Here is a 20,977-nt window from a genome sequence, read left to right on the forward strand (position 1 = left end):
TAAAATCGGGTTCGCGCGAGCTTGCGCTGGCGGTCCTGTCCGCCAGCGGCAACGATTTACCGACTACGCTTCGCATGGCGCTCCCAGTTATCCTGTTTAGCCTGCACTGTTTTACGTAACGCGACATAACATGCCCCGCCGCCGCCATGGTGCGGCAGCGCCGAACAATAAGCCTGTACATCTTCAAACTCTGTCAACCAGCGGGCCACATAGCTTCGGACGATATTGGCATGCGACTTCGCCTCTCGCCCTTTACCATGAATGATCAGGACATTACGCAACCCCTCTTTCTGCGCCTCCAGGATAAAACGAAACAGCATTTTTCGGCACGTTTCGACCGGCTGGCGTAACAAATTGAGGCTGGCCTGCTGAGGGTATTTCCCACTGCGTAACTTGTCGATGACACCCTGCTGCAATCCTTCCCGACGAAATTCCAGCGGTTCATTCAGAGGCAGAATATCCAGAAAGCCCGTCGTCAGGAAATTATCAAGCTGAAGCGTGTCGATACGCTGGGGCGTTTTAAGATTACGCGTTGGCTGCCAGTGTACATCAGTATGGCGTTTCAGCGGCTGGACATCCTCCATGGCGTCAAGAAACAGCGCTTTATCGTCAAGGTTCATGGTTCATCCTCCAGCGTTTTTGCGACTGCCGTTATCATAACCGTGCCCTGTTATACCGACAACGGTTTACAGTTATTTCCAATAACAGCGACAATGTCAGGCAATTAACCGCCTCGCCAGGCTCTCTTTTTCTCCGACTACGATATTACTGTCGCTAAATGTGTTATCCCTGACTATCTTTTAAGGAGTATGGTTGCGGGTATTCCTGGCATGATATCTTGTCTCTTACGTTAGATTAAGACGATGTGAGAGAACGGATGCTGAGATTACTTGAAGAGAAGATAGCCACGCCATTAGGACCGTTATGGGTGGTTTGCGATGAGCAGTTTCGACTGCGGGCCATTGAGTGGGAACAGTACCGCGATCGTATGGAGCAACTGCTAAATATCCACTACCGTCACGAAGGCTATGAACGCGTTTCTGCGACTAACCCCGGTGGACTCAGCGATAAGCTTGCAGATTATTTTGCAGGCAATCTCGCCGTAATTGATACCCTGGAAACCGCCACGGGGGGCACACCTTTTCAACGGGAAGTATGGCAGGCATTGCGCGCTATCCCCTGCGGGCAGGTGATGCACTATGGTCAACTGGCGGCGCAACTGGGACGACCGGGCGCCGCACGCGCAGTCGGTGCTGCGAATGGTGCTAACCCCATCAGTATTGTTGTTCCCTGCCATCGCGTCATCGGGCGTAACGGCACTCTGACCGGATACGCAGGCGGCGTGCAGCGAAAAGAGTGGCTATTACGCCATGAAGGCTATCTTTTATTATGAATATACAGGCAAAAAGTGCCTTATCGGTCACACTTTTATGTAAAGCAACAACAAATAAATTACGTGTTTTCAAATAGATAAAAATATTCATCAAACTTATACTTGAATTATTCCTTCTCCGGGATAGCTCAGACTTACGCGCTCACCAAAAAGATGTTAAAATTGACAAATATCAATTACGGCTTGAGCAGACCTATGATCCCGGAAAAGCGAATTATACGGCGCATTCAGTCTGGCGGTTGTGCTATCCATTGCCAGGATTGCAGTATCAGCCAGCTTTGCATCCCGTTCACACTTAACGAGCATGAGCTTGATCAGCTTGATAATATCATCGAGCGCAAAAAGCCCATTCAGAAAGGGCAAACTCTGTTTAAAGCAGGTGATGAACTGAAATCGCTCTATGCTATCCGCTCCGGAACGATTAAGAGCTACACCATTACCGAGCAAGGCGATGAGCAGATTACTGGATTCCATTTAGCAGGCGACCTGGTGGGTTTTGACGCCATTGGCAGCGGTCATCATCCGAGCTTTGCACAGGCGCTGGAAACCTCAATGGTATGTGAAATCCCCTTTGAGACGCTGGATGACCTGTCCGGCAAAATGCCTAACCTGCGTCAGCAAATGATGCGTCTGATGAGCGGTGAAATTAAAGGCGATCAGGATATGATCCTGTTATTGTCGAAGAAAAACGCCGAAGAACGTCTGGCCGCGTTTATTTACAACCTGTCCCGCCGCTTTGCGCAGCGTGGTTTTTCACCGCGTGAATTCCGCCTGACGATGACCCGTGGCGATATCGGCAACTATCTGGGCTTAACGGTCGAAACCATTAGCCGTCTGCTGGGGCGTTTCCAGAAAAGCGGTATGCTGGCGGTGAAAGGTAAGTATATTACTATTGAAAACAGCGATGCGCTGGCGGCCCTCGCCGGTCATACCCGCAACGTCGCTTAAACGTCAGCTAAACCATTGATGTTATCTTCTGCCATATCGTTAAATTTTTCTCATTTATTGATCTGGCAGAAGCGCTTCCTCTGTTTCATTCACCATATTTGAGTTACTCTTTAGTTACAAACTGCGATGACAGTTGTAAGGAGACCCTGTATGGCTATGTATCAAAATATGCTGGTGGTCATCGATCCCAATCAGGACGACCAACCCGCATTACGGCGAGCAGTTTATTTGCATCAACGGATTGGCGGCAAAATTAAAGCTTTCCTGCCTATTTACGATTTCTCGTATGAGATGACCACCCTGCTTTCTCCTGACGAACGCACCGCAATGCGTCAGGGCGTAATAAGTCAACGCACAGCCTGGATACGTGAGCAGGCGAAATATTATCTTGAAGCCGGTGTCCCCATTGAAATTAAAGTGGTCTGGCACAATCGTCCCTTTGAGGCCATCATCCAGGAGGTTATCGCCGGCAGTCACGATCTGGTGTTAAAAATGGCGCATCAGCACGATCGACTGGAAGCGGTCATTTTTACCCCTACCGACTGGCATTTGCTGCGTAAATGCCCAAGCCCCGTGTGGATGGTCAAAGATCAGCCGTGGCCAGAGGGCGGCAAAGCCCTGGTCGCCGTGAACCTGGCAAGCGAAGAGCCCTATCACAATGCTCTCAACGAAAAGCTGGTAAAAGAGACCTTACAATTGGCGGAGCAGGTTAATCATACCGAAGTGCACCTGGTCGGCGCCTACCCCGTTACGCCAATCAATATCGCCATTGAGCTGCCGGAATTTGATCCCAGCGTGTATAACGACGCCATCAGAGGCCAGCATTTACTGGCGATGAAAGCGCTGCGCCAGAAATTCAGCATCGATGAAAAAGTTACGCATGTAGAAAAAGGCTTGCCTGAAGAAGTTATCCCGGATCTTGCCGAACACCTCCAGGCGGGGATCGTTGTGCTTGGCACCGTTGGACGTACCGGACTCTCAGCCGCGTTTCTGGGGAACACGGCCGAACAGGTCATTGACCATCTGCGCTGCGACCTGTTAGTCATTAAGCCTGATGAGTATCAAACACCGGTTGAACTGGACGACGAGGACGATTAATCCCTCTTGCGTCCTGCCGGATGGCGCTGCCATCCGGCCAATACCCTATTCCTGTTACTCATCTCCGCCGAGGAAATAGATCCCCAAAGGAATCGCCAGCAGAATAGTGAACACCAGACTGTAAACGAAAATCATTGCCGACTGAATGGCATACATAGAGCTTGTCCACTCGGACAGTGGAATATGATACTGCTCAATCACACCGCCGATAGTCGCGCGCGTTACCACCGATGCCGCAACGATAAACACTGCCAGCAGGCATAACAGAAATTTTTTCCCCTTCGCCGATTTCAGCTTCATCATGATCATAGTATTGTCCTTTACAGATGACTTTTTTACCTGATAGCAACAATACCATGACAATCGCGCGATGTCTGCTCTATAAAACGTGACATTGTATTTACATAAAAAGTAAACCGCTGAGATTAAAGCTGATAGCACTATTTCTTCTTTTTACTTATCGATGATCTACGCGTTTATCCTGGGTAAAATACCTGTTAATCAGGTCATTCTGAGCTGTTATCGTAGGAAGGAGCGGAAAACAATAATGTTCACTGAATTTTTTCTCAAAAACGCATTTAATCTGGCGATACTTTTCAGTTGCGGTATGGCGTTGCTGGTCGTGAGATTTTGGCTCAGCCGTAACGTACAGTGGAAGAAAGGATTCACGTTCCATGCGGCACAGTTTTTTATTTATGCAATTATTATTGGGACCATCGGGAGCATCCTGAATAATGCTATTGAAGATTATAATTTGCGTTTTATCTCTTCCGGGGTCATTGATTTTATCTGCACCTCGCTCATTGCGCTTATTCTGACGATAAAACTTTTCCTGATTATTAACCAATTTGAAAAAGCACAGGTCAATAAAGGTAGAGATGTCACCAGTACCCGTATTCTGGCACGGGTCATAAAAATAACCATTATTGTCGCGATTGTCTTACTGTATGGCGAACATTTTGGCATGAGTCTGTCCGGTCTGCTGACCTTTGGCGGTATCGGCGGTATCGCTGTTGGTATGGCGGGCAAAGATGTCCTGAGCAATTTTTTCTCCGGTATTATGCTCTATTTCGATCGCCCCTTCAGTATCGGAGACTGGATTCGTTCTCCTGACAGAAATATCGAAGGTACGGTCGCCGAAATCGGCTGGCGAATTACGCGAATTAACACATTCGACCACCGCCCGTTGTACGTGCCTAATTCCGTCTTTTCATCCATTAGCGTTGAGAATCCGGGACGGATGACCAACCGTCGAATAAAAACGGTTATTGGGTTACGTTACGAAGATGCCGACAAAATTGGCCTCATTGTTGACGCTATCAGAAACATGTTGCAGGCGCACAGAGATATCGATCAGAAACAGACGCTGTTGGTCTATTTTAATGAATTCGCCGACTCTTCGCTGAATATTATGGTGTATTGCTTTACCAAAACAACAGTATGGCAGGAATGGCTTGCCGTACAGCAGGATGTTTACCTGAAAATTATTGCGATTGTCCAGGAAAACGGCGCTGACTTCGCCTTCCCAAGCCAGACGCTCTATATCGATGACCCGGAGGCCGCGCCTGCGACAAAATAAAAGATAGCCGGTGCCCGATAAGTGTTATCGGGCACCGAGGCTTCCCTGTCCGGATGGCGGGTTGTTAGCGCCTTCCTTACGGTGATCAACGGCTCTTTTCATTCACCGTCATGGTAAATTCAAGCACCTCATTAGTGTCGTTAACGTAGGCATGAGGCATGTCGGTTCTGGCTACAGCGGAGCAGCCCTCCCGAATAATAAAGCGTCTACCGTCGACTGTTAATGTCAGTGTTCCCTGATTAACAAACAGTAATTCACAGGTGTCTGCCGGATGCCCTGCCGATTCAAACTGTTCACCAGGATGCATTATCCATTGCCAGAGTTCCAGCATATCCGGCCCGCTGGTTCCCGCCATCAGTTTTGCGCTGCCGCCTTTCTCGCCGCGCCACAACACCGGAATAGCATCCCGGTCGATAAGATGGACCATCGGCTCGCTGGCGACGTTGACAACATCCGCCACGGACACTCCCATTGCCGCCGCGATCTTACATAACAGCGCAATGCTTGGATTGGCTTTACAGCCTTCAATTTCCACCAGCATTCCTTTACTGACGCCGGAACGCCGCGCAAGCTCATCCAGCGACATCTTTTTTTGGCTACGAAATTGTTTGATACGTTGGGAAACAGCTTCATTTATTGTGCTGACGTCGGCGCCCGCCGTGGTCGATAAGTTGACTTTTTTGGTCATTGGTCGATATCATAGAATAAAATAGTCATTACAGGATTATGCGATGTCTTCTATGTTACCGTCAATCAGCCCGGAACTGGCCCGTATCGCTCCCGGCTTTCGTGCATTAAGTATTAATGTTATTGCCGCTCCGATTCGCGATGCGCAGGTCGGAGAAATCGCGCTAAAAGAGGCCTGTCAGGCCGTAATTAACGGCCAACCGGCGTGGGCACAGGCGCATATAGACGCCTGGAATACGGTGCTTAAAGCATTCGGCGCAAAACCAAAGCGCACCCCCTGCTCGGCTGAAGCGCTACGAAAACGCGTGTTGAAGGATGGAACAATGGCGGCGCTGGATCCGGTCGTTGATCTTTATAACGCGGTGAGCCTGCGCTATGCCGTACCGGTAGGCGGCGAAAATAGCGCGGCTTATTGTGGATCGCCGCGGCTGGTTTTCGCAGACGGTAGTGAAACATTTGATACTCTGAAAGAAGGACAGCCCGCCACCGAGTCGCCAGAACCGGGCGAAGTTATCTGGCGCGATGACAGAGGCGTCACCTGTCGGCGCTGGAACTGGCGTCAGGGAGTACGTACCCGACTAAGCGCTTCAGATAAAGCGATGTGGTTTATCCTTGAAAGCTTGCCGGAAATGCCGGTTGATGAATTGTACGCGGCAGGAAACATGCTGACTGACGGCCTTGAAAAAATGATGCCAGGTTTACGTTTTGAATCCACGTTGATAGGTGTTTGATTGATATTGCGTAACAGGAGAAATACCATGTCGCTGTTTCTGACAAGTTTTATTTTCGAAAAAAAAGAGTACGACGAAGAGTTTTATCAACTGGATGGCTGAATTGAGCGCTATACGCAGTCTGTTGATGGCTATATTGGGATGGAAAGCTATACCGATGCCGCCAGCGGAAGAATAGTTAACAATTATTACTGGCAGACCCGCGAATCAATGGAGCTATTGATAAATAATTTACAGCACCAGCAGGCCAAATCACAAAGTCATAAGTGGCTTTCCGGTTACCAGACGATTATTGCAGAAATTCAGGGGTGCCATAACGTTAACCTGCCCCATCCGCTGGCATCATTTTCAGTTCCTTATGCGTAATGCAATAGTATATATATTAAATGTGAGGGCACACAAGAGAATGCCTGCGCCCCTGCATTGCCGGTTATTCGGTTCTCTGTGCAGGGGCGGTGCTGATATAAGTGATTAGTAAACAGGAAGATGAGTGATATCTCGTGGTACACTAACACGCGTAACCACATTGTTTTCATCGCACTCTATCAACGCTCTGGCAAAAATACTGAGCTCATTAATTTTCAGCCCGGAATTATCCAAAAACTGGCGGCAAGCGTAGTCAGAAACAAAAATTATGCCGGGATGAATATCATGTTCCCGAATAAAACGGGCCTGAGCAAATGGCGTATCCATACTCAGCACATATACCGCCCGGGTTGAGTGGCTACCCGCTGATTTAAGGCGGTCACTATAGTCTTTTACCTGCCATTCACAAACTGGCGTATCCAGTGACGGAACGACAATAATCTGCTTTTTTATCCCCGGGATACAGTAACCCGGTAATAAATTATGGCTCACCAGCCCCTTTGTGCAGGGTAATGGTTCGCCTTCAGCCAGTATACCGGGTTTGAGGGTCAGTTGCGTTTTGCCAAAGGTGACAGCGTGTTCCTGACCCAATGAGATATAATCCTGTGTTGTTGTTGGCGTCATAAAAACTTCTCCTTTTAACATTTGTATTATTTTAGCCATAATAATTATTTAGCAATCCGCTAAAAAACCAGGTGAACATCCATAATAAGATGATGGTGATAAAAAGAATTATATTAGACATAATAATTAATATAGTTTTATAGTCTTCCTCTGATGGAAATTTCTTTCGTGAAACTCATTGCATATTTAAAAGATATGTCAATACGTTCATTACTATGCCCACGATAGGTTATAACTTGTGTATATTTACCTGGAACATTTTCTTTCTTAAGAGGGCCATAATCCCATAAGCCTTTTAAATTTTCACGCGCTACAGTCTTATTAATGTGAACTTCATTTACAGGATTCCCGTCGATATCCTTAACAATAGTTGTGATGGTGGCACTTTCACCCGGCGATAATACAGACTTATCTATACTCATAACTGTTAAATCTGGGCTTGGCGTATTAGATATAGTTTCTGTTTCAATATACTGGAACTCAGATACCGATGGCACAGGCGTGTACCCTGACGCTGAAGCCATATCCGTTTCATTATAAATTTCTAGTTTAATCTTTGAACCCCGATGTTCCTTTTGGATATTAAATTTATGCTCACATGGCTTTTCTCGTTTAAGTATATGCTGAGAGTTATCTTTATTGATCTGATAATACGTACATACTGTAGTAAAAGTTTCCGCAGACTGATAGTTATTATCCGGATCTCTGATGCCTACATTTCTGGCATTCCTCGCAATAGTCATTCCCGGAAAAGGTGTATACTTTTCAATAAAAAAGCCAAGTCCATTAAACTGCAATTCGTAGCTATCGCGAGGTGTTCCAGGCCTGTGCCCAACGCTCGGCGCCGTAGGAGGAGAAAACATCCCGACGGTTGCCGCGGACGTTGTCGACGAATCCGCCAAGACGCTTATCGGCGCAGCCGCCAGAAGCAGGCTATAGATAATAAGATTATGTTTCGACATACGCACTGTTGATCCTTTTTAAAACATTAATTCGCATCAGAGGTTGCGGTATTACCCTTAGCATTTCCCTTATCAGAAATAATTCTGACGCGGATATATTTATTCTGAAGCGATTCCCCATTAAGACTATAAGGAAGAAGCCAGGTGGCCTTTGTCGCACCCGGTACGGATTGCCAGGATTTCATTTCATCCGAGATTTCCCACTGATAATTAAACGCATCAGTACAGTCCGTGTTATTTACACAAAGCGTTCTGGCTCGCATTTCTGTTCCGACGACTGGCGCAGTAACGCTTCCGTTGGCCTCTTCAGTACCCGGCGTAAAAAGCACCTCCACAGAAGTGACCTTCTGCGCAATACTGTCTGACTGCGCTTGTAGTAGTACGGTACCCTTCACCGGATGTTTATCGTCTGGTCCGCTTGCTTCAATATGTAATTTGAGCGAGCGGGCATCATCGCCGATATGGGTCACCAGAACCCGTTCAACCCAATGGCCGTCACGCTCTGTACCACCGAGCGCTTTAAATGCCAGACCCGGCGTATCTGATTGATACTTAATATGACGTGGTTTGAGCGACGCCCACTCCTCTTCAGAACGCTCGCGCACGTAGTGCCACTCAATAACCTTCCCCTCTTCTCCGGCAGGAAGCGGCGTATTGATGACAAAGTTGCCGTCCTCAACCTGAACATCGTCATTGATAACATTTATCCAGGAACGGAAACTGGTCTCATCCTGTGTCACCCTTACCGGGATACGCTCGGAGGTCACGCGAGTACCCCGGCTGTCAGTCACCGTTAAATAAAGGCTATACTCCTGACCGTCGGTCGCCGTCAGCGGAAGTTGTGGAAGGATAAGGCCGCTGCCCAGACTCCCCTGAAGCTGGAGTCCGGCGAGAAGCTCCGCATCACCCGACCACTCAACCTTCTCAACCGGGTAACGGCTATCTACCGTCGCCATTAATGTCACCAGCGTCCCGGACAGGCCTGACACCGGCATTGCCGTAATGCGGATTTTGCTGGCCTGCTCCCGATACGCCATGACGATATCGTAATTACGATCAACAAAGGCACGCCGGTTAGTCGTATTCGACGGCGCCCCAACGTTGCGGTAATCAAGCTGTTCATGTAACGGCGTACCGAAGGAATAATTGACTCTCAGACCGCCCTCTGCCTGCGAGCCGCCGTTACCGGCGTCCCGATATCCTGCTCTGACCTCAAGCAAGGGGACAGGATTCCAGACCAGAGCCGCACCTGCGGCGCGGGGATTCCGGCTTAATGTACCGTTACCCAATAGATCAACTTTATCCCCGTAATACTGTTCATATGTCAGCTCTCCACTGAACCAGGGAAAATCGGGGAGCGTGCCTTTTGTTCGCAGATCAAAGCCATATGCCGGACGCTCATCATGTAATTCATGCGCTGCTGACATTTTCCAGCCGGTGAGAGGGAAATAATAGTTGCCGGAAAAGGCCAGACTGTCTTTATAGACTTCCCCGCCAATGCCGCCACGCAAGTGGGAATAACGGATGTCGGCATCCAGAAACGTATTGACGCCGAGCAGCCATCCATTGACCTCCTGGCGGTAACCCATACCAACGTTAACATAGGTGCGGCCATCGAAACTGCTGTTGTCGTGGTCGCGAAAGCCAAGCTGACCAAAGAGTAAAGACGATGTTGTTTCCTGGACGGGAATAAACATATCGAACTCTGATGAGCGATATTTCGCGCCATCTTCAAGATTGACGCCACCACGGAAAATAATCTCCGGAAAAGCGCTCTTTATCCCCTCGTTCACCAGATGATTAGCGGCCTGCCCTGGTAACGCCTTTATTTTTCCTTTGGCATAATCCTCCAGCGTCCCCTCCTGCAGATGCGGAGAAATAGACGATGCCGTCCCCGCAATCCACGACTGAATTTCATTATCGCTATCAGCAATGACCGGCAGTGGAATCTGACTGGTAACAATGGCCCAGGTTATATATTTAGTAATGGGTTTTTTAGAAAAAACCACTGTATTGTCTCCTGCTATATCCCCCTGCCTGGCAGAGGGAGTATTTAAATAAGATGTTTATTTGGCGATAACCATCAGCGACGGATAGCGCGTTTATTCTCCGGCGTGGCTTTCGTCGTTTTAGGCGTAACGTGGACACGGAACAGTTTATTCTGCTCAGTTCCCTTAATAATATATTTATGCTTTTCAGCGTTGGTATTATTCAGATCGGTGAACTTATCTGGTGTCCCGGCATCCGCCATCTGCCAGGTAAAGTTATAATTACTGACCTCACACTCAGCCGCCGCTGTGGCGGCACATTCCAGTACCGCTTCAAGGGTGCCGCCTACCACTGGAGTGTTGGCGTCATTGGTACCGTTGAGTTCATCAGTCGGTTTACCACTTTCATTCACCACATTGATAGTGACAGAACGTAGCTTATTAGAAATTGTACCGTCTGCGGCGGAGTCGCCGCTCACCCCAGAAGATGCAGAAGTTAATAAGACAGTGGCAGGCAAGAATGCACTATCCGGCGTCCCCGTTGCCGTCTTAATCCGGTAAACGATTTTAATTTTTTTACCGCCTGCATCAGCAGGAATGGTAAAAGCCGTCCCGGTTGCCGCCGGGGTTCCAGAAGGATCGGCGGCCTCATTATCCACCAGATACCATTTAATATCGTCGGCATTATTCATTTTATCCAGCGATAAGGGATCCCCATCCTCATCCCTAATAAAAACATCCGCTATCTGGAGGGTTGAACCGGTCGTCAGTTCCCCAGACACTTCTATTTTTTTTGCATTAGTAGTTGCCACAGGACGGTGACCAACAGAAGCAGGTGTAGCAGAAGAAGCCATATCATTGGCTCTGGTATTCGCCACCGCCTCTACTGAGACCACGGATGCACAAATTGCTAACGTTAATAAAGATCTTTTGAAGTACAAAACAATTCCCTTTTATTAAATCATTAGAAATAATTACGAGATTTATAATCTCACGGGCTAAAAATTCAGGGTTATTCAATCATTTTAACCGCCTGTGAAATTATGCCCTTCGCCATGCTAATTACTTAGCTTTACTGGCAAAATCCGATCTCCAAGTGTAAAGTTTATTCAGAAACGTCAAGCAATTTAAATCTTTCTTGTTTTGCCAGAAAAGCTAACAACCCCCCACTGGTTTAATAACACAGTATATCAAACACCTTAAATGTTTATATTTTCGGCTTCAATAAAGAGGAATGATGATGAAAAAAGCCATAATAATCTCAGTATTAGAGCAAATAGAAAAAAATCTTGAAGAGAGGATTGATATTGAAAAGCTGGTTGTTATAACAGGTTATTCGCGAAGGAGTTTGCAGGATTTTTTTAAAGAAAAGTGTGGCGTCTCTATCGGAAAATATATCAGACAACGCAAGTTGAGCAGAAGCGCCACTCTGCTAAAGCTGACCTCTCAGTCGGTCACAGATATCGCGTTCAGAATGGGGTTTGATTCAGTGCAGTCCTATAGTCGAGAGTTCAAAAAAACATTTGGCGTCAATCCCAATAACTATCGCAAGGCTGATTTCTGGGATCTCAGAAACCTACGGCCTCCCTACTGGCTTGACTGTGATGAGCATTATCAGTTCGAAATTTGTCAGCTTACGTCAAAAGAAATTTTCGGATTTCAAACGTCTCATCAGATCGCAACAAATGACCTTCCTAAAAAAGCGTCGCCTATAAAATGGAAAATCATTCATGAGACGCTCAGAACGTGGGGCGAAAATGTGTATTGTCTCTCGTCTTTTAAGCCGGATAATACCAAAGACCAGGTCATCGCCGTAAGCAGTTTTTTTGGTATGGAACATAATTCCGTCGATGGAGGAAAAATACCCATGTCGAGGGTAATAAAATGTGGTAAATATGCAAAATTCCATTTTGTTGGTCATAAGGAACAATATCAACAATTTTCCAATACAATATATATGTGTATATTACCAAAACTGAATCTTATCAGGAGAGAAGGAGAAGATATTGAATACTTCCATTTGGCATCCGTCCAAAAGCAACAGAATAATGAATCCATTGTCGATCTTTATTATTACATCCCTGTACTGTAATGACTTCGTACCATCCACGCATTTCATCTGAAAAGTCTTCTCTTTTCAGAACGGTAATAAAACTCTCAGTATTGATTCTGGTAAAATAAGTGACTATTAATATAGTTAACGTTTTGAAAGAATTGAAAAAAATAAATTGCGTGCACGCGACACCGGAGACAGATTACTGACAGTACTGTACGGTGTAGTGATCAGGTAATATTGGCTACAGTTTACGGTAAAAGCAAAGTCCATACTTTAACTATTAATGGGAGTATGCTGGCCGGGCGGCTTGCGGGGCCTTCATGCTCCCACATTTACAATGTTGGTATGATTACATTCTCTCTATACTTTACTGTGCTAACCTTTTATCTCGTTGAGATAACGTTTAATTAAAATGCTCTCTTTTTGATGTACATTATAAGAGGAGACATTATTCATATTTTCGAAATCAGGGCAGACGATATGTATACAACCATCAGAAACACAGCGCTAGCAATGGTAGCTTGTTTTTCGTATATCGCACATGCCAGTACCCACCCTCCTCTTATTATCACCAGGGGAGCCGGAGGAGACGCCTCCGGAGCCACAGTCATTCATGATAATTGGCGGCATGGCACTCCTGACCTGGTCAATCTTACCGATATCCCCATAGATAAAATCAGACCAGAAAAATACAGTTGCATACTGATTATTGGGCAAGGAGCTATAAAAGAGATGCTTCTTGCGAACAATGCCTCAGCAATACTTTCCGGAAAAACGGTTGGTCTGTATAGTCATCTGATCGATCAGAACACGCTCAGATTACTTCGGCAATTGCAGAACAAAGTGAGATTCAATCTATTTTTTACCCGCTCGCAGATAACTCTACTAAAACTAAGGAATATTTCAGAATATAATTTTTTGAGTTCTAAAGTAAATAATGTCTGGGGACAAGACTCACTAGCAATTGAAACAGTGGCACCTGACAGGGGTAATATACCGGAAAAAGCGCTTCCCCTCAAAACAACAGATTATGTGATCTGGCTGGGTGGAAACTATACTACTTCCTCTGGTACGCAGCGTATCTTCACAAACGATCAGATTGTTGTAGCCCTGAAACCACTACATAATGTTATTTCATCAAATGCATCGATTGCTATTATGCTTTCACCACGTTTTTTTGATAATAGCGTGAGTAAAGAAGCAAAAGTTAAACGACTGAAGGCAGTGCTTAACACCTTTTCGCGAAACAGGGTCACATTTTATATGAGTAAGGAGATGCTTGCTAATCTGAAAGAATTTGATTTGCCAGTTCAACTATCCCCTTCTTACGCAGAGCTGATGCGAATGCCCTGGGCCAGCGCTACCCGGCATTTTGCCTCTGTGGATCAATATAACCTGTTTGCTGATCTCATACCTAAAGTTACGCCGTTTCTTCTTGAACCGAATGATGCCGATCAAGCTCTCTATGCGACGGATTATCTTAATACCCGGCGTGTAAGTCTGACCCAAAATATTCTTAACCACGGTTGTGACTAAATAAAACGCGCAGAATCCGGGATAGTTAGCAATCCAAAACAGACCGTTAGCCATGAGTACTGTTTATCTTCACTATACAGGGAACAACCAAATAACTGACAACACAAATCAAGCCGAGACCCGGAATTCGGCTATACAGGCGCTCTATTCAATTCAGGCCCAGAAACAGTCCGGTACCCATACTGGACACGGCCTCCCAACTGCTTTAGCGCATTACCAGTCCAGCTTCGATGCGCCTTCTGTCGTCTGCACTATTTCACTGGTTTTCATAACGCGATGATAACCATAAACATCAGCGTATTTCGTCATTCCGGTTGCGGTGTCAACCTCCGGCTTACCCTGCGTTTCAATAATCTCTCCCGTCCGGGTCGTCATGGTATAGGTCGTTGTACATCCGGCTAGCATCAACACTGATAAGCTAAGTACCGTAATAAGACTACATTTTTGCATTTCTCGTTTCCCTGGCACCTCTATTTTTGATGTACTTTACCGAATACCGCAACGGCAAGATGGATGATTAGGGCTATTGCTCCCTGTTTGTCCGTATCTGACTGGCTCAGGTTTTTTGATGCGCTGCGTTAATCCGGCAGTAATCGCTCCAGCACATCCCCAGCCAGAAGCACGCTCTCCTGAAGACGCTCCAGGCCATACCCCGCTCGCGCCTTGGCGGAAAGCCCCGCCATTAGCGTCCCCATAAAGTCCGTCGTCCGGTCAGCCTCTTGCGGATACCGCATGGCGACATAAGTGCGAATCAGGTTTTCAGCAGCGATGTAAAACTCGCAGGCGGCCTCTCGTGCCGGTTTATCGTTACAATGAGCGCCCTCCAGAACCAGACACCCAGTGGCATCAGGATCGGCAGCGTAACGTCTTGCCGCTTCCATCAGCACATCGATAAGGCACTTCGCGGTCGGGCGATCGTGACGCAGAAGCGCCCCGAGCGGAATCGCGTCGGTCATCCTGTAACGCTTTAATACGCGAGTATACAGCCCCAACTTGCTACCAAACGCCGCATAGAAACTGGGAGGATTGATCCCGAACGCTTTTGTCAGATCCGCTACGCTCACCGCGTCGTAGCCGCGCGAATGAAATAAATGTTGAGCGGTTTCAATGGCTTGCTCCGGATCGAACTGGCGAGGGCGACCCGGCGTTCGGCTATGTTTTGTAGTCATTACTACATAACTCCTTGACGGCATGATTTCATTACGCATATTGTAGTGGCTACTACAATATCATAAAGGACATCCTGATGACGCTATTTCGCAACAAATCTGTACTGGTTTTAGGGGGAAGTCGTGGTATCGGCGCGGCTATTGTACGACGCTTTAGCGCTGACGGCGCATCGGTCGTTTTCAGCTACGCCGGATCGCGTGAAGCCGCCGAAAAACTGGCAACGGAAACCGGAAGCATCGCCATCCAGACGGATAGCGCCGATCGTGATGCCGTCATCAGCCTCGTGCGTGAGTACGGACCGCTGGATATTCTGGTCGTCAATGCGGGCGTCGCTCTCTTCGGCGATGCGCTGGAACAAGATAGCGATGCGATAGATCGTTTGTTCCGTATTAATATCCATGCGCCTTACCATGCGTCAGTCGAAGCAGCCCGCAACATGCCGGAAGGTGGACGCATTATTATTATCGGTTCCGTGAATGGCGATCGGATGCCCGTACCGGGAATGGCCGCGTACGCCGCCAGTAAATCAGCCCTGCAAGGGCTGGCGCGCGGCCTGGCCCGTGATTTTGGCCCCCGCGGGATTACGATAAATGTGGTGCAGCCAGGCCCGATTGATACCGACATCAATCCGGAAGATGGCCCCATGAAAGAGCTGATGCACAGTTTCATGGCGATCAAACGACACGGAAGACCTGAAGAAGTGGCTGGAATGGTGGCATGGCTTGCCGGTCCGGAAGCCTCTTTCGTCACCGGCGCGATGCACACCATCGATGGTGCCTTCGGCGCCTGACGGCCAGGCGAATATCACACGGTTGCCGTCTACGCTCCGGCAACCGTGTTAGAAGCTGTTCATGCGAGAAAACATCCGCAAGCGCCGGGATCAATCGTGGATTTTAACGCCAAGACAACCGCGAACAAATTCAGGATTAAAATGCTTCACCGCTTCGCCAACGTAGCCTAAATCAAGGGCGTTGATTTGAGCCATTTCGTTATCCGTTAGTGAGAAATCCCAGATAGCAAAGTTCTCTTCAATACGTTCCTGTCGAGTGGATTTAGGAATAACCGTGACGCCACGCTGCACGTTCCAACGCAGGACAACCTGCGCGATGGTTTTTTGATGGGCATCGGCAATCCCTTGAAGCATGACATTTTCATACGGTTTATGTCTCCCGCCGCCTAACGGCGCCCACGCTTCAGGCTGAACGTTATAATGCTTCATGGTTTCCAGCGCGGCGGGTTGTGCAAAGTATGGATGCAATTCGACCTGGTTTACCATTGGCGTAATTCTGACGGTTTCACAGAAGTTGGCTAACACATGCGCATAGAAGTTGGACACGCCAATGGCTTTTAGTTTACCGGCTTCATAAGCGTCCTCCAGCGCGCGCCACGCGCTAAAATAATCACCCATTGCCTGATGCAATAAATAGAGATCAAAATAATCTAACCCGGATTTTTTCAGCGACGCTTCAATACCTGCTTTGGCCAGATCGTAGTTAGCCATATCTTGCACCCACAGTTTAGAAGTAATAAATAACTCCTCACGGGTACACAGACCTGTCGCGATGGCTTCACGAACAGCGTCACCAACGGCATCTTCATTGCCGTATACCGCAGCGGTATCGATAAGACGATAACCGCTGCGAATAGCGCTTAACACTGACTGCTGACATTCTTCTTTGTCGGTTACCTTAAAAACGCCAAAACCAACCATAGGCATTTTAAGGTTGTTACTTAATATTGAATATTCCACGCTAAAGCACCCTTTCGTCGTAAAGACGCCATGATAAGAGCAAAATACAGGTACAATGAGTATTGTTAAATACGATTATATTTATACAAAAAGTTCATTAATAACAGTTGTACAGATTTTTTATTGCATCTAAACGTTCAGTGCTTGCTATATCCTCGCCGTGTAGCACCTGTTTGATAATGACTTTTCTTATGCGTCAAAACCAGTACCGTCATTTTGACCGTCTGTGAAAAAGTTTTCTGAACAGGCAATGCGATATCCGGAATAATATTTTTAGCGAAGAGGCGCCGGCTGGCTCAGCGCCGTTTTGCACCAGTCATAAAAAGCGCGTACCGCAGGCGGCAGAAACCTGTTTTGCGGATAGACCAGCGCAAGCGGCAAATCATAAGAATGGTTGTCCATGCAGGTCACCAGCGCCCCGCTGTGCAGATACGGCGCAACCAGATAGCTGGCGACGCGAATTAACCCCAGTCCCTGTATTCCGGCCTGAATATAAGCGTCCGTATCATCGACAACCAGCGTCTCCTGCACCCGTATCGCGTAATCCTTCCCTTCACGCGTAAAAAACCAGTCGATGGTACGCCCGGTGCGGTGGTTCAGGTAGCCGACCGCATGGTGCTTTTGCAGATCATCTAAATTTTCAGGGCTACCGTAACGCTCAATGTAAGTGGGCGATGCTGCTATCACCCAGTTAAAGCTGGCAAGTGGACGGGCAACCAGCGTGGTGGAATCATCGATCCTGCCGGCCCGAATCACGCAGTCATACCCTTGAAGGATAATATCCTCCACGCTATCGCTGGAACAAAGTATCAGCTCCAGCTCCGGATACTGGCGCAAAAAGGCCGGGAGCGTGGGAATAATGCAATGTCGGGCGAGAGATTGCGGCATCCCCACTTTAAAACGCCCTTTGGGTTGTGCCGCCCGGCCGGGAAATGACGACTCCATGGCCGCGATATCTGCCAGCACTCTTTTGCACTCTTCGTAGTAACGCCGCCCCTCTGCGGTCACACTAAGTTTGCGAGTTGTACGTTGCAAAAGTTGAATCTTAAGCCAGGATTCCAGTTCTTTAACCACTCGCGATACCGTTGAGCGCGGCACGCCCAGCACTTCGGCGGCTCTGATAAAACTATGGGTATCCACTACGCAAACATAGACCTGCATCGCTTCCAGCTTGTCCATTTTCCCCCCGCCAATTATCCCATTTATCAGAACAGTCTAACCCGTCTTCGGCGTCTTATCGAACGCAGATCCCTGACGTAATCTCTATCTACAGGTGAATCAACACAGAGAGGCGCAAATGAAACAATCCAATAATCAGGTGGGTGAAAAAGTATTGGTGCTGGGCGCGGGACAACTGGGGGCGTCAGTGCTGGCGTCGTTGGTTCCGGCGGTCACACAGCGTAATGGTTCCGTTAGCGTTATTGTGTCAGGGCGATCCAGGGATAAACAGAGCAAACGACGTTCCAGCATTCATCAACAACTGGCAGATGCCGGTGCGCGGTTTATCCCGGTCGACATCGCAGGCAGTTCGGTTGCAGCGTTAAAAGATCAATTCCACGGTTTTGATACGATCATCAATTGTATGGGGTTTGTCGCCGGTGCGGGTACCCAGATAAAAATCACCCGCGCGGTACTGGAGGCGGGCGTTAAGCGCTATTTCCCCTGGCAGTTTGGCGTGAATTACGATGTGGTCGGCAAAGGCAGTGGCCAGCCGGTGTGGGACGAACAGTATGACGTCAGGACGCTTTTGCGCGAGCAAAACGTCACAGAGTGGGTGATTGTTTCAACTGGTATATTTACCTCTTTTCTCTTCGAACCAGCCTTTGGTGTGGTCAACTTAGCCAAAAAAACCATCAATGCCCTCGGCGGATGGGAAATGCAGGTCACCGTCACGTCGCCTGCGGATATTGGTCGCCTGACCACTGAAATTTATCTGCATCAGCCGCGTATCACTAACGAAGTCGTCTTTGTCGCGGGGGAAACGACCTCTTATGCAAAACTGGCGGAAACGGTCGAACGCGTGACGCAGCAAACTTTTACCCGAGGCGTATTGACGCTACCTGACTTACAGGAGCAACTCCGTTTACATCCGCATGACCCAATGCTGCGCTATCGCGTCGCCTTCGCGCGTGGTGACGGTATGTGGTGGCCGATGAGTGACACCTGGAATGCACAACATCATCTGCCGACACAGGATATTGCCGCCTGGCTGAAAACACAGCAATGAGAACGGCGGCATCAGGCGCTCGCTTAATCCCCATGCCTTCTGCCAGCATCAGGCGGCGGGCGTGGCTACCTTGCGTTAACAAGAAACCAGTACGCATCAGTGCTTCACGATATACATTGTACGGCTATAGGCCACATCTTCCGGGTTAGTAATGGGGTATCCCTTTACCCACGGTTTAATTAACCGGCCATTGGTATACTGATAAATAGGCGCTATAGGCGCTTGTTCCGTTAAAATTTTCTCCGCTGCATTGTAATCCGCGTTACGCGCTTCGGCAGTATTTTCCATCGTCGCTTGCGTCAGGATTTTGTCATAAGTCGGATTAGTAAAGCGTGAAATATTCCCCGTATGCGTGGACGTTAATAAGGATAAGAAAGTCGACGGTTCGTTGTAATCACCCACCCAGGAGGCGCGAATAACATCAAAATTACCGGTATTCCGGCTGTCGATATACGTTTTCCACTCCTGGTTTTGCAATTTCACATCCACCCCCAGATTTTTCTTCCACATTGACGCCACCGCAATCGCGATTTTCTGATGGTTTTCTGAGGTATTGTAAAGCAGGGTTAATTTAAGCGGCTTCTGCGATCCGTAGCCTGCTGCACGCAGCAATGTTTTCGCCTGGGCATTAAGTTCTTCCTGGCTCATTTGTTCAAACGGTGAAGGATCGGGCGTAAATCCTGCCGTGACATCCGGTGTAAAATGCCAGGCCGGTTTTTCACCGGTACCTAAGACTTTTTCCGCCATCAAACGGCGATCAATGGTCATACTTAGCGCCAGACGAACGCGGGAATCCGCCGTCGGCCCTTTCTGCGTATTAAACGCATAATAATAAGTCCCTAATTGCGGCGGTGTATAAACTTGCCCTGGAATATCCTTCAATAATTTCTGGTACATATTTTTAGGGAAAGATTCGGTGATATCAATATCACCGGCAAGGTAACGTTTCGTCGCAGCCGATTCCTGGTTAATGGGTAAAAATGTTACTTTTTGCAGTACCGTTTTCGCGTTATCCCAGTAATGCGTATTAGGCACGACCACCAGTTTTTCATTTACCACGCGCTCTTTAAGAACATACGCGCCATTGCCAATCAGTTTTCCCGGCTTCATCCAGTCTTTGCCGCTTTCAACATTCGCTTTTTGGACCGGATAAAAGGCAAAACTGGCGGTCAGACTGGCAAACCAGGGCAACGGCTTGTCAAGCTGAACACGCAAAGTGTGCGCGTCCACGGCACTGACGCCAAGCTGATCCGGCGTGACTTTACCGTCGATAATGGCTTGTGCATTAGTGATGCCAGCCAGAGCGGCAAACCAGGCGAAGGGGGAAAGCGTTTTGGGATCAACGAGGCGTTGCCAGCTATAGACAAAATCCTGGGCGGTCACCGGCGTTCCATCGGCCCATTGCGCATCATCCCGCAACGTAAACGTCCAGATACGATTATCATTGCTCTTCCACTGGCTGGCGACGCCAGGGATAATTTCACCCTTTTCGTTCTGGTTAACCAGCCCTTCAAACAGATCGCGGATCACCTGAATTTCAGGCAGCCCAACGGCTTTCGCTGGATCTAACGAAGCGGGCTCATCTTTGATATGACGCACCAGTTCTTGTTTTTCTGCCAGTACCGTTCCGCCGGGAACATCCGCAGCATATGCCAGGGAAAAGCTGCTAACCAACAGCGCACAACAGGTTACTGAAACAGAATGCCTCATAGAAGTTCCTCAAAGATGAGTTAAATGACAACGTAATTATTTGTTTCAGCAGAAAGAAATGCAATTATCTTCCGCCAGAAAGTTGATATCGCGCCATACAAGAGGGTAAATAGAAACCATTTGATAATCGGCGGGTTTTACACAACACTACG

The 20,977-nt window shown here is 47.9% G+C and carries 21 protein-coding genes, 1 pseudogene and 20 other annotated features; of the genes and pseudogenes, 10 read left to right on the forward strand and 12 right to left on the reverse strand.

The genetic code is table 11. The features are described 5' to 3' along the window. Nucleotides 1-56: 56 nt before the first annotated feature. The gene (gene ydaL, locus STM1658) for a putative Smr domain protein (RefSeq protein NP_460617.1) occupies nt 57-634 on the reverse strand. Within the gene, nt 57-620 belong to an annotated coding region; the region does not span the whole gene. After that, nucleotides 629-634, reverse strand: a ribosome-binding site (putative RBS for ydaL; RegulonDB:STMS1H001850). (Overlaps the previous gene by 6 nt.) Nucleotides 635-869: 235 nt before the next feature. Beyond that, nucleotides 870-875 (forward strand) — a ribosome-binding site (putative RBS for ogt; RegulonDB:STMS1H001851). Here ydaL and ogt point away from each other — a divergent pair. From ogt to ydaA, 3 genes are all read left to right on the forward strand, one after another. Then, nucleotides 870-1,393, forward strand: a protein-coding gene (ogt, locus tag STM1659; protein NP_460618.1) for an O-6-alkylguanine-DNA. Within the gene, nt 878-1,393 belong to an annotated coding region; the region does not span the whole gene. (Overlaps the previous feature by 6 nt.) 33 nt (nt 1,394-1,426) lie before the next feature. Further along, nucleotides 1,427-1,449: a protein binding site (putative binding site for FNR, RegulonDB: STMS1H000155), on the forward strand. A 44-nt stretch (nt 1,450-1,493) separates the two neighbouring features. Then, nucleotides 1,494-1,502, forward strand: a -35 signal (putative -35_signal for fnr; RegulonDB:STMLTH004496). Next, nucleotides 1,494-2,341 (forward strand): transcriptional regulator gene (fnr, locus tag STM1660; protein ID NP_460619.3). Within the gene, nt 1,547-2,341 belong to an annotated coding region; the region does not span the whole gene. It overlaps the preceding feature by 9 nt. Continuing rightward, nucleotides 1,499-1,523: a protein binding site (putative binding site for FNR, RegulonDB: STMS1H000156), on the forward strand. (Overlaps the previous gene by 25 nt.) Further along, nucleotides 1,521-1,529, forward strand: a -10 signal (putative -10_signal for fnr; RegulonDB:STMLTH004496). It overlaps the preceding feature by 3 nt. A gap of 137 nt (nt 2,342-2,478) precedes the next feature. Further along, nucleotides 2,479-2,484: a ribosome-binding site (putative RBS for ydaA; RegulonDB:STMS1H001852), on the forward strand. Next, nucleotides 2,479-3,439 (forward strand): putative universal stress protein gene (gene ydaA, locus STM1661; protein ID NP_460620.1). Within the gene, nt 2,492-3,439 belong to an annotated coding region; the region does not span the whole gene. (Overlaps the previous feature by 6 nt.) Nucleotides 3,440-3,493: 54 nt before the next feature. Here the strand turns inward: ydaA and ynaJ are convergent. Next, nucleotides 3,494-3,760 (reverse strand): putative inner membrane protein gene (ynaJ, locus tag STM1662; protein NP_460621.1). Within the gene, nt 3,494-3,748 belong to an annotated coding region; the region does not span the whole gene. Further along, nucleotides 3,755-3,760: a ribosome-binding site (putative RBS for ynaJ; RegulonDB:STMS1H001853), on the reverse strand. Its footprint overlaps the gene before it by 6 nt. Before the next feature lie 208 nt (nt 3,761-3,968). Beyond that, nucleotides 3,969-3,974: a ribosome-binding site (putative RBS for ynaI; RegulonDB:STMS1H001854), on the forward strand. Between ynaJ and ynaI the strand changes: the two genes are divergently transcribed. Then, the gene (gene ynaI / locus STM1663) for a putative integral membrane protein (protein NP_460622.1) occupies nt 3,969-5,018 on the forward strand. Within the gene, nt 3,987-5,018 belong to an annotated coding region; the region does not span the whole gene. (Overlaps the previous feature by 6 nt.) 85 nt (nt 5,019-5,103) lie before the next feature. Here the strand turns inward: ynaI and STM1664 are convergent. After that, the gene (locus STM1664) at nt 5,104-5,706 is read right to left on the reverse strand and encodes a putative transcriptional regulator (RefSeq protein NP_460623.1); all 603 of its coding nucleotides are present in this window, start codon (nt 5,704-5,706) and stop codon (nt 5,104-5,106) included. Nucleotides 5,707-5,742: 36 nt separating this feature from the next. After that, nucleotides 5,743-5,748: a ribosome-binding site (putative RBS for STM1665; RegulonDB:STMS1H001855), on the forward strand. Between STM1664 and STM1665 the strand changes: the two genes are divergently transcribed. Next, nucleotides 5,743-6,436, forward strand: a protein-coding gene (locus STM1665; protein ID NP_460624.1) for a putative cytoplasmic protein. Within the gene, nt 5,750-6,436 belong to an annotated coding region; the region does not span the whole gene. It overlaps the preceding feature by 6 nt. Before the next feature lie 27 nt (nt 6,437-6,463). Continuing rightward, nucleotides 6,464-6,802: pseudogene (locus STM1666) on the forward strand (pseudogene; in-frame stop following codon 24). A 105-nt stretch (nt 6,803-6,907) separates the two neighbouring features. Here the strand turns inward: STM1666 and STM1667 are convergent. The 4 genes from STM1667 to STM1670 all read right to left on the reverse strand — a co-directional run bounded on the left by STM1667 (nt 6,908) and on the right by STM1670 (nt 11,322). Further along, a complete protein-coding gene (locus STM1667; RefSeq protein ID NP_460625.1) occupies nt 6,908-7,465 on the reverse strand; it encodes a putative thiol peroxidase in 558 nt (185 codons plus the stop codon). A 98-nt stretch (nt 7,466-7,563) separates the two neighbouring features. Then, nucleotides 7,564-8,400 (reverse strand): putative outer membrane or exported protein gene (locus STM1668; RefSeq protein NP_460626.1). Within the gene, nt 7,564-8,394 belong to an annotated coding region; the region does not span the whole gene. Then, nucleotides 8,395-8,400 (reverse strand) — a ribosome-binding site (putative RBS for STM1668; RegulonDB:STMS1H001857). It overlaps the preceding gene by 6 nt. Before the next feature lie 14 nt (nt 8,401-8,414). Continuing rightward, nucleotides 8,415-10,405 (reverse strand): invasin-like protein; intimin gene (locus tag STM1669; protein ID NP_460627.1). Within the gene, nt 8,415-10,397 belong to an annotated coding region; the region does not span the whole gene. Then, nucleotides 10,400-10,405 (reverse strand) — a ribosome-binding site (putative RBS for STM1669; RegulonDB:STMS1H001858). It overlaps the preceding gene by 6 nt. Nucleotides 10,406-10,471: 66 nt before the next feature. Beyond that, the gene (locus STM1670; protein ID NP_460628.1) for a putative serine/threonine protein kinase occupies nt 10,472-11,322 on the reverse strand. Within the gene, nt 10,472-11,317 belong to an annotated coding region; the region does not span the whole gene. Beyond that, nucleotides 11,317-11,322: a ribosome-binding site (putative RBS for STM1670; RegulonDB:STMS1H001859), on the reverse strand. (Overlaps the previous gene by 6 nt.) A gap of 281 nt (nt 11,323-11,603) precedes the next feature. Further along, nucleotides 11,604-11,609, forward strand: a ribosome-binding site (putative RBS for STM1671; RegulonDB:STMS1H001860). Here STM1670 and STM1671 point away from each other — a divergent pair. Together STM1671 and STM1672 are read left to right on the forward strand one after the other, a co-directional pair. After that, nucleotides 11,604-12,468 (forward strand): putative bacterial regulatory helix-turn-helix protein, araC family gene (locus tag STM1671; RefSeq protein ID NP_460629.1). Within the gene, nt 11,611-12,468 belong to an annotated coding region; the region does not span the whole gene. It overlaps the preceding feature by 6 nt. A 390-nt stretch (nt 12,469-12,858) precedes the next feature. After that, on the forward strand, nt 12,859-13,968 hold the full coding sequence (locus tag STM1672) for a putative cytoplasmic protein (protein ID NP_448089.1): 1,110 nt from the start codon (nt 12,859-12,861) through the stop codon (nt 13,966-13,968). Between the two features lie 213 nt (nt 13,969-14,181). On the opposite strand, the gene STM1673 is transcribed toward STM1672, so the two are convergent. Together STM1673 and STM1674 are read right to left on the reverse strand one after the other, a co-directional pair. Beyond that, nucleotides 14,182-14,436 carry a putative outer membrane lipoprotein gene (locus tag STM1673; protein ID NP_460631.3) on the reverse strand — a complete coding sequence of 85 codons (255 nt, stop codon included), beginning with the start codon at nt 14,434-14,436 and terminating at the stop codon, nt 14,182-14,184. A gap of 110 nt (nt 14,437-14,546) precedes the next feature. After that, the gene (locus STM1674) for a putative AraC family bacterial regulatory helix-turn-helix protein (protein NP_460632.1) occupies nt 14,547-15,144 on the reverse strand. Within the gene, nt 14,547-15,137 belong to an annotated coding region; the region does not span the whole gene. Beyond that, nucleotides 15,139-15,144, reverse strand: a ribosome-binding site (putative RBS for STM1674; RegulonDB:STMS1H001861). Its footprint overlaps the gene before it by 6 nt. Before the next feature lie 58 nt (nt 15,145-15,202). After that, nucleotides 15,203-15,208: a ribosome-binding site (putative RBS for STM1675; RegulonDB:STMS1H001862), on the forward strand. Between STM1674 and STM1675 the strand changes: the two genes are divergently transcribed. Then, nucleotides 15,203-15,928 (forward strand): putative short-chain alcohol dehydrogenase gene (locus STM1675; protein ID NP_460633.1). Within the gene, nt 15,215-15,928 belong to an annotated coding region; the region does not span the whole gene. (Overlaps the previous feature by 6 nt.) A 90-nt stretch (nt 15,929-16,018) precedes the next feature. Here STM1675 and STM1676 read toward each other — a convergent pair. Both STM1676 and STM1677 read right to left on the reverse strand, forming a co-directional pair. Beyond that, nucleotides 16,019-16,893 (reverse strand): putative aldo/keto reductase family gene (locus STM1676; RefSeq protein NP_460634.1). Within the gene, nt 16,019-16,888 belong to an annotated coding region; the region does not span the whole gene. After that, nucleotides 16,888-16,893, reverse strand: a ribosome-binding site (putative RBS for STM1676; RegulonDB:STMS1H001863). It overlaps the preceding gene by 6 nt. 268 nt (nt 16,894-17,161) lie before the next feature. Further along, the gene (locus tag STM1677; protein NP_460635.1) for a putative LysR family transcriptional regulator occupies nt 17,162-18,072 on the reverse strand. Within the gene, nt 17,162-18,067 belong to an annotated coding region; the region does not span the whole gene. Then, nucleotides 18,067-18,072: a ribosome-binding site (putative RBS for STM1677; RegulonDB:STMS1H001864), on the reverse strand. It overlaps the preceding gene by 6 nt. Before the next feature lie 107 nt (nt 18,073-18,179). Then, nucleotides 18,180-18,185 (forward strand) — a ribosome-binding site (putative RBS for STM1678; RegulonDB:STMS1H001865). Here STM1677 and STM1678 point away from each other — a divergent pair. Next, the gene (locus tag STM1678; RefSeq protein ID NP_460636.1) for a putative 2'-hydroxyisoflavone reductase occupies nt 18,180-19,115 on the forward strand. Within the gene, nt 18,186-19,115 belong to an annotated coding region; the region does not span the whole gene. It overlaps the preceding feature by 6 nt. A gap of 96 nt (nt 19,116-19,211) precedes the next feature. Here the strand turns inward: STM1678 and mppA are convergent. After that, nucleotides 19,212-20,836, reverse strand: a protein-coding gene (mppA, locus tag STM1679) for a periplasmic murein tripeptide transport protein (RefSeq protein ID NP_460637.1). Within the gene, nt 19,212-20,825 belong to an annotated coding region; the region does not span the whole gene. Next, nucleotides 20,831-20,836: a ribosome-binding site (putative RBS for mppA; RegulonDB:STMS1H001866), on the reverse strand. Its footprint overlaps the gene before it by 6 nt. Nucleotides 20,837-20,977 lie beyond the last annotated feature (141 nt).

Source organism: Salmonella enterica subsp. enterica serovar Typhimurium str. LT2, assembly GCF_000006945.2.
GTDB lineage: Bacteria > Pseudomonadota > Gammaproteobacteria > Enterobacterales > Enterobacteriaceae > Salmonella > Salmonella enterica.